General features: G+C 60.7%; 11 protein-coding genes and 1 tRNA gene. 7 read left to right on the top strand and 5 right to left on the bottom strand.

The window, feature by feature from the left end:
- Positions 1 to 56 precede the first annotated feature (56 nt).
- On the top strand, positions 57 to 1,154 hold the full coding sequence (locus ACZ899_RS21455; RefSeq protein WP_234561416.1) for a tRNA nucleotidyltransferase/poly(A) polymerase-related protein: 1,098 nt from the start codon (positions 57 to 59) through the stop codon (positions 1,152 to 1,154).
- A 291-nt stretch (positions 1,155 to 1,445) separates the two neighbouring features.
- Here ACZ899_RS21455 and folK read toward each other — a convergent pair whose 3' ends face one another.
- Positions 1,446 to 1,955, bottom strand: a complete 510-nt coding sequence (folK, locus tag ACZ899_RS21450) for a 2-amino-4-hydroxy-6-hydroxymethyldihydropteridine diphosphokinase (RefSeq protein WP_203649918.1) — start codon at positions 1,953 to 1,955, stop codon at positions 1,446 to 1,448.
- A complete protein-coding gene (gene folB, locus ACZ899_RS21445) occupies positions 1,946 to 2,302 on the bottom strand; it encodes a dihydroneopterin aldolase (RefSeq protein ID WP_110994292.1) in 357 nt (118 codons plus the stop codon). The genes folK and folB overlap by 10 nt, the downstream gene beginning before the upstream one ends.
- Before the next feature lie 74 nt (positions 2,303 to 2,376).
- Here folB and plsY point away from each other — a divergent pair, with 74 nt between their 5' ends.
- The gene (gene plsY, locus ACZ899_RS21440) at positions 2,377 to 2,946 is read left to right on the top strand and encodes a glycerol-3-phosphate 1-O-acyltransferase PlsY (RefSeq protein WP_050703505.1); all 570 of its coding nucleotides are present in this window, start codon (positions 2,377 to 2,379) and stop codon (positions 2,944 to 2,946) included.
- Between the two features lie 25 nt (positions 2,947 to 2,971).
- Here the strand turns inward: plsY and tsaD are convergent, their stop codons facing one another.
- The gene (gene tsaD / locus ACZ899_RS21435; protein ID WP_203649916.1) at positions 2,972 to 3,997 is read right to left on the bottom strand and encodes a tRNA (adenosine(37)-N6)-threonylcarbamoyltransferase complex transferase subunit TsaD; all 1,026 of its coding nucleotides are present in this window, start codon (positions 3,995 to 3,997) and stop codon (positions 2,972 to 2,974) included.
- A gap of 205 nt (positions 3,998 to 4,202) precedes the next feature.
- On the opposite strand from tsaD, the gene rpsU reads away from it, so the two are divergent.
- The 5 genes from rpsU to ACZ899_RS21410 all read left to right on the top strand — a co-directional run bounded on the left by rpsU (position 4,203) and on the right by ACZ899_RS21410 (position 12,564).
- On the top strand, positions 4,203 to 4,418 hold the full coding sequence (gene rpsU / locus ACZ899_RS21430) for a 30S ribosomal protein S21 (protein WP_003255575.1): 216 nt from the start codon (positions 4,203 to 4,205) through the stop codon (positions 4,416 to 4,418).
- Between the two features lie 281 nt (positions 4,419 to 4,699).
- The gene (gene dnaG, locus ACZ899_RS21425; protein WP_234561393.1) at positions 4,700 to 6,688 is read left to right on the top strand and encodes a DNA primase; all 1,989 of its coding nucleotides are present in this window, start codon (positions 4,700 to 4,702) and stop codon (positions 6,686 to 6,688) included.
- A 67-nt stretch (positions 6,689 to 6,755) separates the two neighbouring features.
- A complete protein-coding gene (gene rpoD, locus ACZ899_RS21420; RefSeq protein ID WP_234561394.1) occupies positions 6,756 to 8,606 on the top strand; it encodes an RNA polymerase sigma factor RpoD in 1,851 nt (616 codons plus the stop codon).
- 120 nt (positions 8,607 to 8,726) lie between these two features.
- Positions 8,727 to 12,470: an EAL domain-containing protein gene (locus ACZ899_RS21415; RefSeq protein ID WP_234561395.1), complete on the top strand. Its 3,744-nt coding sequence runs from the start codon at positions 8,727 to 8,729 to the stop codon at positions 12,468 to 12,470.
- A gap of 17 nt (positions 12,471 to 12,487) precedes the next feature.
- Positions 12,488 to 12,564: transfer RNA gene (locus tag ACZ899_RS21410), tRNA-Ile, on the top strand.
- A 397-nt stretch (positions 12,565 to 12,961) separates the two neighbouring features.
- On the opposite strand, the gene ACZ899_RS21405 is transcribed toward ACZ899_RS21410, so the two are convergent.
- Positions 12,962 to 14,752: an ATP-dependent nuclease gene (locus ACZ899_RS21405; protein WP_234561396.1), complete on the bottom strand. Its 1,791-nt coding sequence runs from the start codon at positions 14,750 to 14,752 to the stop codon at positions 12,962 to 12,964.
- 722 nt (positions 14,753 to 15,474) lie between these two features.
- Positions 15,475 to 16,200 (bottom strand): hypothetical protein, encoded by a 726-nt coding sequence (locus tag ACZ899_RS21400; protein ID WP_234561397.1) that lies wholly within the window; start codon positions 16,198 to 16,200, stop codon positions 15,475 to 15,477.
- Positions 16,201 to 16,238: the final 38 nt, after the last annotated feature.

Below are 16,238 nucleotides of genomic sequence, written 5' to 3'. Positions count from 1 at the left end.
CACCCACCTCCATGGCTGCCGACAAGGTATCCTGTCGGCAGAAATGGAGGTTTCACATGCAGATCTACAAGGTTGGCGGCGCTGTGCGCGACCGCCTGCTTGGCCGCCCGGTCAGCGACGTCGACTGGCTGGTGGTTGGCGCCACCGTCGAACAGATGCAGGCCCAGGGATTCCGCCCGGTCGGGGCCGATTTCCCGGTGTTCCTGCACCCGAAGACCGGTGAGGAATATGCCCTTGCCCGTACCGAGCGCAAGAGCGGGCGCGGTTATGGCGGTTTCACCTTTCACGCAAGCCCCGAAGTCACCCTCGAAGAAGATCTGGTTCGTCGCGACCTGACCATCAATGCCATGGCCGAGGATGAACACGGCGTACTGCACGATCCCTATCACGGCAAGGCCGATCTCGAGCAGCGGATCCTGCGTCATGTTTCCCCGGCGTTCGCTGAAGATCCGCTTCGAGTTCTACGTGTTGCGCGCTTTGCGGCCCGCTACGCGCCCCTGGGTTTCCACGTCGCCGACGACACCTTGAAGCTGATGCGCCAGATCGCCGAGTCGGGCGAGCTGCAGGCGCTGACCGCCGAGCGCAGCTGGAAGGAGATCGAACGGGCATTGATGGAAAGCGAGCCACAGGTGTTCATCGAGGTGCTGCTCAGTTGCGGCGCGCTGAACGAGCTGATGCCAGAGCTGGAGCACGGCGCCGATACACTGGCTGCGTTGCACCAGGCGGCCAGGCACCAGCAACCACTGCCGGTGCGCTGGGCATGCCTGCTGCGCGGGTTGCAGCCAACGGCGATCAAGGCACTCAACCAGCGCTTCAAGGTCCCGCGCGAATGCCAGGAACTGGCAGTACTGGTAGGAGAGTTCGCCGAACGGGCCGATGAAGCCCAGGCACTGGAGCCGACAAGCCTGCTGGAGTTGCTGCAGAAGTTCGATGTGTATCGACGACCGCAACGCTTCGAGGATTTCATCGCCGCGTGCGAAATGGCTGCGCCAGGCTCGGCGTACCCTCAGGGCATGTACCTGCGGGGAGCCGCTGAAGCGGCGCGGGCAGTGGAGGTGAAGTCGCTGGTTGAGAAAGGACTGACCGGAAAGGCCTTGGGTGACGCACTGAAAGACAAACGGCTGAAGGCGCTCGAAGCATACCAATCAGCTTGATCTGCCCCCGCCCTTCGCGGCTAAACCCGCTCCCACAGGCGTGGCGCGTGGCTTGAGGGCTGCGCGGTCGCTGTGGGAGCGGCTTCAGCCGCGAACACCGGCGCAGCCGGTGCCAGGTACCGCGTAGCCTGCTTCGCGGCGGTGCGGCGGTCCGATAAACCCGCTCCCACAGGGATCGCGCCAGATTCTAAAAATTGAGCAAGACAGTTGCTCCCACAGGTTTTTCACCGCCCTCAACAGCGGCGCGATACCTGTGGGAGCGGGTTTACCCGCGAAGAGGGCGGTACTGGCTTACATCAGAGTCAGCTGCAACCCTCGCCATTCGAACGGCACCGGCGCCAGTACCTGTTCAATGCTCGCCTCCCGCCACAGCTGCCCCATGGACTTGCCCTCGCCCGGATGCACCAGTTCCGGTGCCAGCAACGACAACGGCCACAGCACAAAGGCGTTCTTCACGATCTCCGCCCGCGGCAGCACCAGACCATTGAACGTGCCACACAGGTCATCGAACATCAGTACATCGATATCCAGCGGCAGCCCCTTGCGATCCGGGGCGTAGCGGCCATTTTCGGCCTCGATGAACTTGAGCCGGCGGTCGAGTTCCAGCAGTGGCAGGTCGGTGCATCCGCGCACCACCAGGTTGTAAAACGGGCCGCTCTTGATTCCCACGGCCTGGCTCTCGAACACTGCGGAGCAGTGCATGTCACTGAGCATGCCAGCCAACGCATCAAGCCCCGCACACAAGTGCCGCTCGCGGTCGATGTTGCTGCCCAGCCCGAGATATACCGTACTCAGAGACATCCGCGCTCGATCTCCACGCCTACACCGCCACGGGCCGCAGGCACCGCGCCCGGCTTGGTCAGCTTCAGCCGCACCCAGGGGATGTTGAACTCGGCCATCAGCACCGCCACCAGACGCTCGGCGAAGGTCTCCACCAGCTCGAAGCGCGCCTGCTCGGCAAAGGCCTGGACGCGCGCCGAGACACTGGCATAGTCCAGCGCCAGTGACAGGTCGTCACCGGCCGCCGCCGGGCGGTTGTCCCAGGCGAAACTCAGGTCCAGGCGCAGGCACTGGCGAATATCCCGCTCCCAGTCATAGGCACCGATGACGGTATCGACTTCCAGGCCTTCGATGAACACTCTGTCCAAGCACTTCTCTCCACAGCACGACAAGGGCGACGGGCGCCGTTAGAATCAGGGCGTCCTCGCCCGGAATAGTTAGCATGTTTTGGTCACTGGCGCTGCTTGCCTACCTGCTCGGCTCTCTGTCCTTCGCCATCGTCCTGAGCCGCCTCAGCGGCAGCCCCGACCCGCGCTCCAGCGGCTCGGGCAATGCCGGCGCGACCAACATGCTACGCCTGGCAGGCCGCAAGCTGGCGATCCTGACGCTGCTCGGCGACCTGTGCAAGGGCATGTTGCCAGTACTGCTGGCCCGCCTGGCCGGGCTCGACCAGCAGGAACAGGCCTGGGTCGGCATCTGCGCGGTGCTCGGCCACCTGTTCCCGGTGTACTTCCGTTTCCAGGGCGGCAAGGGCGTGGCCACCGCCGCCGGCATGCTCATGGCGTTGTACTTTCCCGCCGCACTGCTGGCCATCGGCGCCTGGCTGCTGACCTTCTACCTGACCCGCACCAGCTCGCTGGCAGCCTTGATCGCCACGCCGCTGACGCTGCCATTGCTGGCCTGGCGCGAGCCCGAAGCGCTGTTGCCGATGACGGTGTTGACGATCCTGATCGTCTGGCGCCACCGCAACAACCTGCGTGACCTGTTCGCCGGGCGCGAACGCCATTTCTGAGGCGCGCGCATGACCCCGGCGCGGCTCACACCGCCGGCAACTGCTCCATCGGCCAGCGCGCCTGCACGCTGATGGCCAGGTCCTGCTGCTGCCCGGCCAGCAGGCGCTGGCAACCGGCGTAGGCGATCATCGCGCCGTTGTCAGTGCAGAACCGTGGACGGGCGTAATAGACATTGCCCTTGATGCTGGCCAGCATGTCTTCCAGCGAAGCACGCAAGGCGGTGTTGGCACTCACGCCGCCGGCGATGACCAGACGCTTGAGGCCTGTCTGCTTGAGGGCGCGCTTGCACTTGATGGTCAGAGTCTCCACCACCGCCTGCTGGAACGCCAGCGACACGTCGCAACGGGTTTGCTCGTTGTCGTCCCCGGCGTCGCGGCATTGCTGCCAGGTGTTCAGGGCGAAGGTCTTGAGGCCGCTGAAACTGAACTGCAGGCCTGGCCGATCGCACATCGGCCGCGGGAACACGAAGCGCCCGGGCGTGCCTTGCTCGGCCAGGCGGGCGATTTCCGGTCCACCCGGATAATTGAGGCCGATCAGCTTGGCGGTCTTGTCGAAGGCTTCGCCAGCGGCGTCGTCCAGGCTCTCGCCCAGCAGCTCGTACTGGCCGATGCCATCGACCCGCACCAGCTGGGTGTGGCCGCCCGACACCAACAAAGCGACGAACGGAAACTCCGGTGGCTGCTCCTCGAGCATCGGCGCCAGCAGATGGCCTTCCATATGGTGCACGCCGATCGCCGGAATATCCCAGGCGAAGGCCAGCGCCTGGGCGCAGGAGGCGCCCACCAGCAGCGCGCCGACCAGGCCAGGACCCGCGGTGTAGGCGATCGCGTCGATCTCGGTGGCGACGCAGTCGGCTTCCTGCAGCACCTGGCGAATCAGCGGCAGCATGCGCTTGACGTGGTCGCGCGAGGCGAGCTCGGGCACCACGCCGCCGTAGACGCGATGCAGGTCGATCTGGCTGAACAGCGCGTCGGCCAGCAGGCCGCGCTCACTGTCGTATAATGCGACGCCAGTTTCGTCGCAGGATGTTTCCAATCCCAGTACTAGCATGGGTCCGTGCCTTGTCGAGGCTGAATTCGAAGGCGCGCATGATAGTCCCCGTGTCCGGTGCCGACCAGCGGTTTTCGATCAGAGGCTTTGCATTCCGGCCAGCTAAGGGTTAACATCCGCAACCCTTGAAAACCGACGTTCTCCAGCACACCTTATGTTTTGCCAGGAGCACGTCTACCCCGGTAATGAATTAAGGTAGCCCTGGATGCCAGCCGTCAAAGTTAAAGAGAACGAACCCTTCGACGTAGCTCTGCGTCGTTTCAAGCGCTCCTGCGAAAAAGCCGGTGTACTGGCTGAAGTTCGTAGCCGCGAGTTTTACGAGAAGCCGACCGCCGAGCGCAAGCGCAAAGCCGCTGCCGCTGTAAAGCGTCACGCCAAGAAGGTTCAGCGCGAACAGCGCCGCGCCGTTCGTCTGTACTAAGTACAGCCGTTCTACGCAAAGCTTCTGCCATGCCCGGCCTCGTGCCGGGCTGATGGCAGCGGTCGCTTCAAACCCTTGGCCATGCGCCTTGGGTGCCCCGGCAAAAGCCATGGGCAACCTGCATCAACGCGTCAGAACTGGTCCTTGACCAGGCGTGCACGTCCTTTCTGACGAGCCCTTCATGGGCTGGTGACGAGCACACTCCTCTTCCTGCTAGATACCCCACGCCAAACCCGCGCACAAGCGTTTAGACTTGCCAGCTGCCAGATGACGAGACTGCCATGGCCGGGCTGATTCCCCAGAGCTTCATCGATGACCTTCTCAACCGCACCGACATCGTCGATGTGGTGAGTTCGCGCGTCCAGCTGAAGAAGACCGGCAAGAACCTGTCCGCCTGCTGCCCGTTCCACAAGGAAAAGAGCCCCTCCTTCACCGTCAGCCCCGACAAGCAGTTCTACTACTGCTTCGGCTGCGGCGCCGGCGGCAACGCGCTTGGCTTCATCATGGACCACGACAACCTGGACTTCCCCCAGGCGGTCGAGGAACTGGCCCGCGCGGCCGGCATGGAAGTACCCCGGGAAGAAGGCCGTCGCGGACAGAAGCCGCGCCAGCCAACCGATTCACCGCTGTACCCGCTGCTGGAAGCGGCCAGCGAGTTCTACCGCCAGGCCCTGCGCGGCCACGCCACCCGCAAGGCGGCGGTGGACTACCTCAAGGGCCGCGGCCTGTCCGGCGAGATCGCCCGCGACTTCGGCCTGGGCTTCGCCCCGCCGGGCTGGGACAACCTGCTCAAGCACCTGGGCGCCGACTCGCTGCAGCAGAAAGTGATGATCGACGCAGGCCTGCTGATCGAGAATGCCGAAAGCGGCAAGCGCTACGACCGCTTCCGCGACCGGGTGATGTTCCCGATCCGCGACAGCCGTGGCCGGGTTATCGCCTTCGGCGGCCGGGTACTGGGCGACGACAAGCCCAAGTACCTGAACTCCCCGGAAACCCCGGTGTTCCACAAGGGCCAGGAACTGTACGGCCTGTACGAGGCACGCAAGCACAACCGCAACCTCGACGAGATCATCGTGGTCGAGGGCTACATGGACGTCATCGCCCTGGCCCAGCAGGGCCTGCGCAACGCGGTGGCCACCCTCGGCACGTCCACCAGCGAGGAGCACCTCAAGCGCCTGTTCCGCGTGGTGCCCAGCGTGCTGTTCTGCTTCGACGGCGACCAGGCCGGACGCAAGGCTGCCTGGCGCGCCCTGGAGGCGACCCTGTCGAGCCTGCAGGACGGCCGCCGTGCGCGCTTCCTGTTCCTGCCCGAGGGCGAAGACCCGGACAGCCTGGTACGCGCAGAAGGCACCGACGCCTTCCAGGCCCGCATCAACCAGCACGCCCAGCCACTGGCCGACTACTTCTTCGAACAGTTGAGCAACGAGGCCGACCCGCGCTCGCTGGAAGGCAAGGCGCACATGGTCACCCTCGCCGCACCACTGATCGAAAAGGTGCCGGGCGCCAATCTGCGCCAGTTGATGCGCAACCGCCTGAAGGACATCACCGGCCTCGACCCGCAACAGATGGAGCAGTTGGCGCAGAGCGCACCGACGCCCAGCGTGCCGGATTACGACCCCGGCTACGACTACGACGCAATGGCCAGCTACACGCCGGACCATGGCGAACTGCACTACCAGCCCGACTACGCCCCGGCGCAACAGGAGCAACGCCCCTGGACGCCGAACAAGGGCGGCGGCAAGAAACAATGGGACGGTAAGCCGTGGGACAAGAAAGGCGGCAAGCCCTGGCAACGCGACGGTCAGCGCGGCGAAGCCCCGCCACGGGTACCGGCGCCGGTCGAGCCGCCGACGCTGTCGGCCCTGCGCACCCTGCTGCACCACCCGTTGCTGGCCGGCAAGGTCGAGGACGCCAGTCACTTCGCCGACGAAGAACAATTGTACAGCCAGCTGCTGGTGGCACTGATCGAGGCCGCGCAGAAGAATCCTAAGCTAAGCTCTATGCAGCTGATCGCACGCTGGCACGGCACCGAACAGGGCCGCCTGTTGCGCGCCCTGGCAGAAAAGGAGTGGTTGATCGATGCCGACAACCTTGAACAACAGTTTTTCGACACTATAACTAGTTTGTCCGCTCGCCAACGCGAGCGCAGCCTGGAACATCTGCTCAGGAAAGCGCGTCTAAGCGAACTGAGCACAGAGGAAAAATCTCAGCTGCTCGCCTTGCTGAGCCGCAATGTTCCCGCACAAAACCCGACCTCATCTGGCGCGTGAGGTCCAGGTTCGGGTATAATCCTCGGCTTGTTTTTTGCCCGCCAAGACCTTCAGTGGATAGGGTGTTATGTCCGGAAAAGCGCAACAGCAATCTCGTATCAAAGAGTTGATCACCCGCGGTCGTGAGCAGGGCTACCTGACTTACGCGGAGGTCAACGACCACCTGCCTGAGGATATTTCAGATCCGGAACAGGTGGAAGACATCATCCGCATGATCAACGACATGGGGATCAACGTATTCGAGAGTGCTCCGGATGCGGATGCCCTGTTGTTGGCGGAAGCCGACACCGACGAAGCCGCAGCCGAAGAAGCCGCCGCAGCGTTGGCGGCAGTAGAGACCGATATCGGCCGCACGACCGACCCGGTGCGCATGTACATGCGCGAAATGGGTACCGTCGAGCTGCTGACCCGCGAAGGCGAGATCGAAATCGCCAAGCGTATCGAGGAAGGCATCCGTGAAGTCATGGGCGCCATCGCTCACTTCCCGGGCACCGTCGACTACATCATCAGCGAATACGACCGCGTCACCGTCGAAGGCGGCCGTCTGTCCGATGTCCTCAGCGGTTATATCGACCCTGACGACAACATCGCCGCGCCGACCGAAGAAGTACCGATTCCAGGTGCCAAGGCCGCCGCTGCGAAGGAAGAGGAAGACGACGACGACGAAAACGCTGAAAACAGCGATGACGAGGAAGAGACCGAAAGCGGTCCGGATCCGGTCGTTGCCGCGCAGCGCTTCGGTGCGGTCAAGGATCAGCTGGTCGACACCCTCAAGGTGCTGAAGAAGCACGGTCGAGGCCACAAGGACAGCATCGGCGCCATGCAGGCCCTGGCTGACCTGTTCATGCCGATCAAGCTGGTACCGAAGCAGTTCGACGTACTGGTCGAGCGTGTACGCGGCGCCCTTGACCGCCTGCGCCAGCAAGAACGCGCCATCATGCAGCTGTGCGTGCGTGACGCGCGCATGCCGCGCGCCGACTTCCTGCGCCTGTTCCCGAGCAACGAAACCGACCAGACCTGGTCCGGTGACCTGGCCAAGCGCAACACCAAGTGGGCCGCCGCCCTGGGTGAAAAGGACGTAGCCATCGTTGCCTGCCAGCAGAAGTTGATCGACCTCGAGACCGAGACCGGCCTGACCGTCGCCGAGATCAAGGACATCAACCGCCGCATGTCCATCGGCGAAGCCAAGGCCCGCCGCGCCAAGAAGGAAATGGTCGAGGCGAACCTGCGTCTGGTGATCTCGATCGCCAAGAAGTACACCAACCGCGGCCTGCAGTTCCTCGACCTGATCCAGGAAGGCAACATCGGCCTGATGAAGGCGGTGGACAAGTTCGAATACCGTCGCGGCTACAAGTTCTCGACCTACGCCACCTGGTGGATCCGCCAGGCGATCACCCGCTCGATCGCCGACCAGGCGCGCACCATCCGTATCCCGGTGCACATGATCGAGACGATCAACAAGCTCAACCGTATTTCCCGGCAGATGCTGCAGGAAATGGGTCGCGAACCGACCCCGGAAGAGCTGGGCGAGCGCATGGAGATGCCTGAGGACAAGATCCGCAAGGTGTTGAAGATCGCCAAAGAGCCGATCTCCATGGAGACCCCGATCGGTGACGACGAAGATTCGCACCTGGGCGACTTCATCGAGGACTCGACCATGCAGTCCCCAATCGACGTGGCCACGGTCGAAAGCCTCAAGGAAGCGACCCGTGACGTGCTCTCGGGCCTGACCGCGCGCGAAGCCAAGGTGCTGCGCATGCGTTTCGGCATCGACATGAACACCGACCACACCCTCGAAGAGGTAGGCAAGCAGTTCGACGTGACCCGCGAGCGGATCCGTCAGATCGAAGCCAAGGCGCTGCGCAAGCTGCGCCACCCGACGCGAAGCGAGCATCTGCGCTCCTTCCTCGACGAGTAAAGACGAACCCCGGCCCAGGCCGGGGTTTTTCTTATGTGACAGAAGGTCGTTGCCACTGTCTACCCAGCGGGCGAGATGGCCGTCTACACTCGAATCAGTCCCCCTGATCGAGAGGCCGCTATGCCCATGATGCCGGCCTTCCTGTTGCTGCTCCTGCTCGCCTGGAACACAACGGCCGGCGCCCTGACCCTGACCGACGAGGAACAAGCCTGGCTCAGCGCCCACCCGCAGCTGCGCCTGGGCGTCGATGCTTCATGGCCGCCGTTCGAATTTCGCGACCAGGAAGGTCGCTACCAGGGATTGGCCGCCGATTACATCGCCCTGATCCAGGAACGCCTGGGGATCACCCTCAAGCCGATCGAGCCCAGCAGCTGGACCGAAGTGCTCGCACAGGCGCGCAGCAACCGCCTCGACCTGCTCCCCGGGATCATGTCCACCCCGGAGCGCCAGAACTACCTGGCCTTCACCCGTCCCTACCTGGACTTCCCGATCGTCATCCTCGCCCACTCCGGCGGCGCGCAACCGCGCAACCTCAAGGACCTCTACGGCCTGAAGATCGCCGTGGTGGAAAACTACGCCCCCCACGAACTGCTGCGCACCCACCACCCGGACCTCAACCTGGTGGCCATGCCCAACGTCAGCTCGACCCTGCAGGCCCTGGCCACTGACGAGGTGGACGCGGTGGTCGGCGACCTCGCCTCGAGTATCTGGAGCCTGCGCCAGCTCAAGCTGGACGGCCTGTACGTCAGCGGCGAAACGCCCTACCGCTACCAGCTGGCCATGGCCGTGCCCCGGCAGCAGAAGGTGCTGGTCGGCATCCTCGACAAGGTGATGGCCGATATGAGCAGCAGCGAAGTCAGCCGAATCCAGCAACGCTGGGTGGGCAACGTCGTCGACCAACGGACCTTCTGGCACGATGTCCTGCTCTATGGCCTGCCGGCGGTGCTGGTGCTGATGGCCATCCTGGCGGTGGTGATCCGCATCAACCGGCGCCTGAGCTCGGAAATTTCCCGGCGCATCGCCCTGGAGCAGGAACTGCGCAGCAGCGAGTATCACTACCGTGGCCTGGTCGAGAGCCTGTCGGCGGTGGCCTGGGAGGCCGATGCCAACGACTTCAGCTACAGCTATGTCTCGCCCCACGCCGAGGACCTGCTCGGCTACCCCACGGGCGAATGGCTCAAGCCCGGCTTCTGGCGCAGCATCCTGCACCCGGAGGATGCCCTGTGGGCGCAAGCCTACTGTGATAGCGAAACGGCGGCCGGGCGCGACCACAGCCTCGATTACCGGGTGATCCGCGCCGACGGCCATACCCTGTGGGTACGCAACATCGTCAGCATGATCGAGCACGGCCACAAGCCGCTGATGCGCGGGCTGATGATCGACATCAGCGAAACCAAGCACACCGAGGATGCCCTGCGCCTGTCGGAGCAGAAGTTCGCCTCGGTGTTCCAGCAGTGTCCGGACATCCTGGTCATTGCCCGGCACAGCGACGGTTGCCTGCTGGAGGTCAACGAAGCCTTTGAAGAACTGATCGGCCTCAATCCTGCGCAAGTCATCGGCCGCACCGCTACCGAACTCGGCCTATGGGGTGTGGCCGGCACCGGCCCGGCGCTGCTCGAACGCCTGCACCGGGGCGGCATCCGCAACCTGGAAATGACCTTCCGCCGTAGTAACGGCGAACTGTTCACCGGCCTGACATCCGCTGAAACCTTCGAACTGGACAACATGCCGGCACTGGTGGTGGCGATCCGCGACATCAGCCAGCTCAAGGAAACCCAGCAGCAGTTGCAGACCTCCGAGGAGAAGTTCGCCAAGGCCTTCCACGCCTCCCCCGACGGCCTGCTGCTGTCGCGCCAGAGCGACGGCCTGCTGCTGGAGGTCAACGAAGGTTTCTGCCGCCTGACCGGCTACGACATCAGCACCACGGTCGACCAGACCTCGCTGGACCTGGGCATCTGGGTCGACCTCAACGAGCGCCAGCGCCTGGTCGATCAACTGCAGCGCGACGGTTTCGTGCGCGACTTCAGCTGCCACATCCGCCGCAGTGACGGGCAGATCCGTCTCTGCGAGCTGTCCGCCCGGCCACTGCCGATCGGCGGCGTCGACTGCATGCTGACCATCGCCCGCGACATCACCGAGCGCCACCTGATGCAGGAAAAGCTGCAGCTGGCCGCCACGGTGTTCGAGAACACCGCCGAAGGCGTGCTGATCACCGACACCGACCAGCGCATCAGCGCGGTCAACCGCGCCTTCAGCGAGATCACCGGCTACAGCGAGATCGAAGCCCTCGGCCAGACCCCGCGCCTGCTCGCCTCCGGCCAGCACGACAGTGCCTTCTACGCCGCCATGTGGCACCAGCTGACCGCCGAGGGCCACTGGCAGGGCGAGATCTTCAACAAGCGCAAGAACGGCGAGCTGTACCCCGGCTGGCTGACCATCAGCGCCGTGCGCAACCACGAGCGCGAAATCACCCACTTCGTCGCCGTGTTCGCCGACATCTCCAGCCTCAAGCACGCCCAGGCCAAGCTCGACTACCAGGCCCACCACGACCCGCTCACCGGCCTGCCCAATCGCGCCCTGTTCGAAAGCCGCCTGCAGGCTGCACTGAACTGTGCCCAGGTATCCAACCGCCAGGGCGCGGTGCTGTTCCTCGACCTCGACCGTTTCAAGCACATCAACGACAGCCTCGGCCACCCGGTGGGCGACCTGCTGCTCAAGGGCATCGCCCAGCGCCTCAAGGAGCAGGTGCGCGACGTGGACACCGTGGCCCGCCTGGGCGGCGACGAGTTCATCATCCTCCTGCCCGGCCTGCACAAGCCCAGTGATGCCAGCGCCATCGCCAACAAGCTGCTGGCAGGCTTCCACGCACCGTTCCAGGCCGGCGAGCACGAGTTCTTCACCAGCGCCAGCATCGGCATCAGCCTGTACCCGCAGGACGGCACCGATGTCGCCAGCCTGATCCGCAACGCCGACGCCGCGATGTACCGCTCCAAGGCCAAGGGTCGTAACCGCGTCGAGGCCTACACCCGCGAACTCACCACCCAGGCCAGCGAACGCATCGCCCTGGAGCACGAGCTGCGCCGCGCCATCGAGCGCAACGAGCTGAGCCTGTGCTACCAACCCAAGTTCAGCCTCAAGACCCAGAGCCTGGTCGGCGCCGAGGCGCTGGTCCGCTGGACCCATCCCACTTTCGGCGAAGTGCCGCCCGAGCAGTTCATCCACCTGGCCGAGGAGAACGGCACGATCCTGCAGCTCGGCGACTGGGTGCTGGAGCAGGCCTGCCGGCAGATGCACGCCTGGAAGAAGGCCTACCACGCCTTCGGCCCGCTCTCGATCAACCTGGCCGGCGCCCAGTTGCGCCAGCCCAATCTGGCCCGGCGCATCGAGCAGCTGCTGCGCAGCTACCAGCTCAAGGCCGGCGACCTGCAGCTGGAGATCACCGAGAACTTCATCATGAGCCAGGCCGAGGAAGCGCTGAGCGTGCTGCACCAGCTCAAGCTGCTGGGCGTGCAGCTGGCCATCGACGACTTCGGCACCGGCTATTCCTCGCTCAGCTACCTCAAGCGCCTGCCGCTGGACATCCTCAAGATCGACCAGTCGTTCATCCGCGGCCTGCCCGATGACCCTCACGACGCCGCCATCGCCCGCGCCATCATCGCCCTGGGCCGTAGCATGCAGCTGACGATCATTGCCGAAGGCGTGGAAAACCAGGCGCAGCAACGCTTCCTGGCCGCCGAAGGCTGCGAGCAGATCCAAGGCTACATCGTCAGCCTGCCACTGCCACCGAACGAGTTCGCGGCGACCTTTCTTCGCATAGCACAAACGGATCTTTCGGATGGCACGCTATCGAAACCCTCGTTATAATCCTGCGCACCTGCTGAGGGCCTATAGCTCAGTTGGTTAGAGCAGAGGACTCATAATCCTTTGGTCCACGGTTCGAGTCCGTGTGGGCCCACCAATAAAATCAATGGCTTACGTCTAATCCGCGTAAGCCATTTGTGTTTTAGCCTCCTGTTTTTCCCCGTTTTGTCCCCGTTTCCAATCCTCCCGGTGTGCTGCCTAGTGGGCCACCCTACCCCTAGCACAAATCAAACGCAGGTCTGACCAGGCAGCAGCAGAGAGTCAGCACAGGGGCGAGCTCAGGTTTGAGCAAGAAGGAGCTACTGTCTGTGCCCCTCCCTGCAACGCAGACACACTCCCGCGCTGTATCAGAAGTGGGCTACAGAACTGCACTTATCATCCAGTTGCATTCGATCTGCTCAAGAATTCTCATCCGTGCCGATCAACGTTTGCATGGCTTTGACTGCCCACCTTTCAAACCTAGTGTTGGTTATCGAGCGGATACGAAACACTAACTAGACATAAGGACTAAACGCTTTCGCCATTACATCTCTCAACGTTTGCGGGACCCCCTCCCAATTCTCCTCCCAATTTAATGTCTCTTGATATGCTTTGAACGGCTTCTCTGAGGTAGGAGCAGCATAACCGATTAAATCTTCAACACATTCATGAAGCATTGTGATCTTTTCGTTGTCTCCAACAGCATCAGCAATTGGCTGATTAAAAACCTCGGCGCCGGCGGTACCTTGATCTCTATCATGAATCACAAAGAAATTTACATCTAACGCTTTAAGGTATTTGACCAACCCAATTATTGCAGCCTTGCCTCTTGCTTTAACTATTTCGCTACCAGACAGGATCTTAGCTCGTTGCAAAGGGGTCATCCTACGGATAGCTTCTTTTATAAGAACCTCCTCAGTATCCCCCTCCACCACAACCACCTTGCGAGTAAAGAATATACGCGACACATGATCGTCAAGTTTAATAAGCATCTTTACTTGATCCTTATCATTCCCTTGAAGCTCTCTAAATTTCTCGGAAACTGAGAAAGCATGTATCGTGGAGTGACCTTGTTCATAATGGAATCGGTTCAAAACCTGTTTCGGTCTTCTCGCCAAATCGATTAGGTATGGAGAGTGGGTAGTAGCAACGATCTGAGATGTACCTCCCGAGAGTTCGTAAATCAAATCACGCATTTGGTTTGCTGCGCTTGGATGGAGGAATATTTCTGGCTCTTCGAAGCCTATTATGAGACCACGATCATCATTCCCGCCCCTTTTTTTGAGCCATTGCTGACGGAACCGTAAAAGCCCGAACACCGCTGCTCGTACCATTCCCGTACCTTGGTTAGCGATGGTGGTACGTATGTTACTCGACATCTCAATCGCGAAGACCGGGTTGAGAGATTCTGGCCCGGAAAGATCTGCAGTAGCAAAAATCCTCGATTCTGGAAATACTCCACTCAGGACTTTGTTCAGCTCTTGCATCATCTTTCCAAATTCCGAAGCTTCGTCGGAAGGATCAAGCTCCTTCGCAAGACGATTCAGACTATCTTGAGCAGTCCTGAAGTGCTCGGAGGTTTCTCTTACATCTTTGAAAAGTTCGTTGAGAGTTTTGTGTAAAACACCTGCCTTGTCGAACTCGTGAGATGACGACTCGGCCGGTATGAGCAAGAAATTGGGTAATTTTGAAAGCACCACCCCGCTAATTCCACCAGGGTTTTTGTCCCACACCTCTTCCTCTGAAACGTCCCATATCTCGTCGATCAACTCTAGCTTGGCACGATCGGCGGCACCAATCTTCTTATCCACATCTTTGAATAATTCTCTAACAACCGCTTCGTCAATACCTCGCTCCAATAAATCCATCGGTTTGGTAACTGCTGCGAAATTCTCATTGAGAGTACGCGCAAAGGATTTCAGCTCTGTAACAACGCTTTCTCCCAGCGCATATGTCTTCCGATAAAATATACTCTTCCCTGTCTCCCCTGATTCTCCTGGATCATAAGTAAAGACTCTGCCCTTGAATCCTCTCCAGTCAGATGACTTATCAGGAACGTTACGGAACTCAGCTTCGAGAGTTATAGTTTTACACGTGATCTTATTTTCACCGGTTTCTGGATCAGCTTCTGAGCAATAGAACGACTGGTCCATTACAGTCTTAGCCGATAGCAGCCACTCTACTGCCTGCAATACCGAACTCTTCCCTGCATTATTCGCCCCAATCAAGAATGTCGCTTCGCCGAACTCAACAGTCGCAGAGTGGATGCGCTTAAATCCAGATATTTCTAGTTTATGAAGTCTCATTTTTCATCATTCCCTGAATCGATATCGAAATGATATCTAAATGGCATCATTACCCAAATCTATAGGCTTTTACAATCTCCTTAAGTCGAACGAAGAAATGCTCTGCCACGCAGGGCTTTTCGTGGCCAAGTCGGGCCCTAGCGCATCACGCGCTCGTAGTGGTTCCCTACCCATAGGCGCAAGAGGCCAGCCAAAAAAATTGGGACTGAAAAATCACTTATCCCCCTCCCGCCGACGCACTACCCGTCGCAAAAAAGTGCAATGGCCGTGGGTAGTGCAATTGAACGCCCAGCCCAGGTCCGCTACGGGCTCTGGCAGCTGATCGGCTATTGCACTGAGTGCAAAGTTTTGCAATGGAATGCAAAGCCATTGCACGAGAAACTGGCAGCTCGTAGCCGCGCTCCGCGGCATTAGACTCAATGGCAGTAGGGGTGCGCTCGGATTTTTTCAGAATACACCGCTCAATTTTGGCGTTGTTTTTTCTGATCCAATGGGCGCTGATGAATCGAGCGCAGCCCGTGGTTGCAGGGGTTTCAGGCCTGACGCTAGGGATTGGGCAGTTGCACTCAACTGCACGTCAGGGGGTGATTGCGGCGACGCCGAATGATGAGTTTGGCTCGCTTAAAGGACACTGCGAAAAATTCGCGAATGCCACCGAGGCCGATCACTCGGCCCCGGCAGCTATCGTGCTACCAGCTTTGCTCGCCAGGTGGGGGGTAGGCTCAGGGTTTGGCGCTCAGGGTCTTGAGCTTGTGCAACGCAGCGGGCGAGTTCACTGCCACCTCTTTCGAGAGTGAACCAGGAACAGTAACCAAGGCTGGCGGTGGCGCGACCTTCTCAGCACCGCCGAACAGCTTCTCGAACTCTTTCCCGAATGCCCTCCAGACAAGTTCATTCTTCTTTTCTTCTCTCTCACGCGAGCCGTTACAGTTACGCAACAAACCGTCATTCACTTCCAGATCGCGGATAGATAGCGCTCTGGACAATGCAAAAATTTGCATCAGCTCTTCGCGCAAGCCGTCACGGGCAAGCATACTTGCAAGCTGGGCTTGCCAATACGCATTATTAAGTGAATTATGCTCATTGCCAAATTTATTACGCGCCTCTGCCAATTGCAGAATCAAACTTTTCTCAAGACTGGCCCGCGCCTCAACAGTGGCACGCATGGCTTTGGCTTCCTTTCTAAGCTTTTCGGCGCGTTCAATTTCTTCGTTGACTTTGGCCTGGTCGATCCCCCCCATTCCTGCGAGCCTTTTCCAAGACGCATCAGTACGATTAGCTTGCCCTTCAAGTTCAGCGGCTTTCTGTAGCAGACGTTGGTTCTCTTGCGTGACTTCCACGAGCTCACTTTGCAGATCGACATACGCAGTTTTATTAGCTTCAAAGCAATTTACGCGATGCTGCAATTCAGGTGTCAGGCTTTCGATATCAAAGGATTTAGCATCCACAGAATTACTCCTAAATATTTATGTGAGATTTAACGCAA

It is taken from the genome of Pseudomonas sp. TE31087 (assembly GCF_057284075.1).
This window is presented reverse-complemented; position numbering and strand designations above follow the sequence as displayed.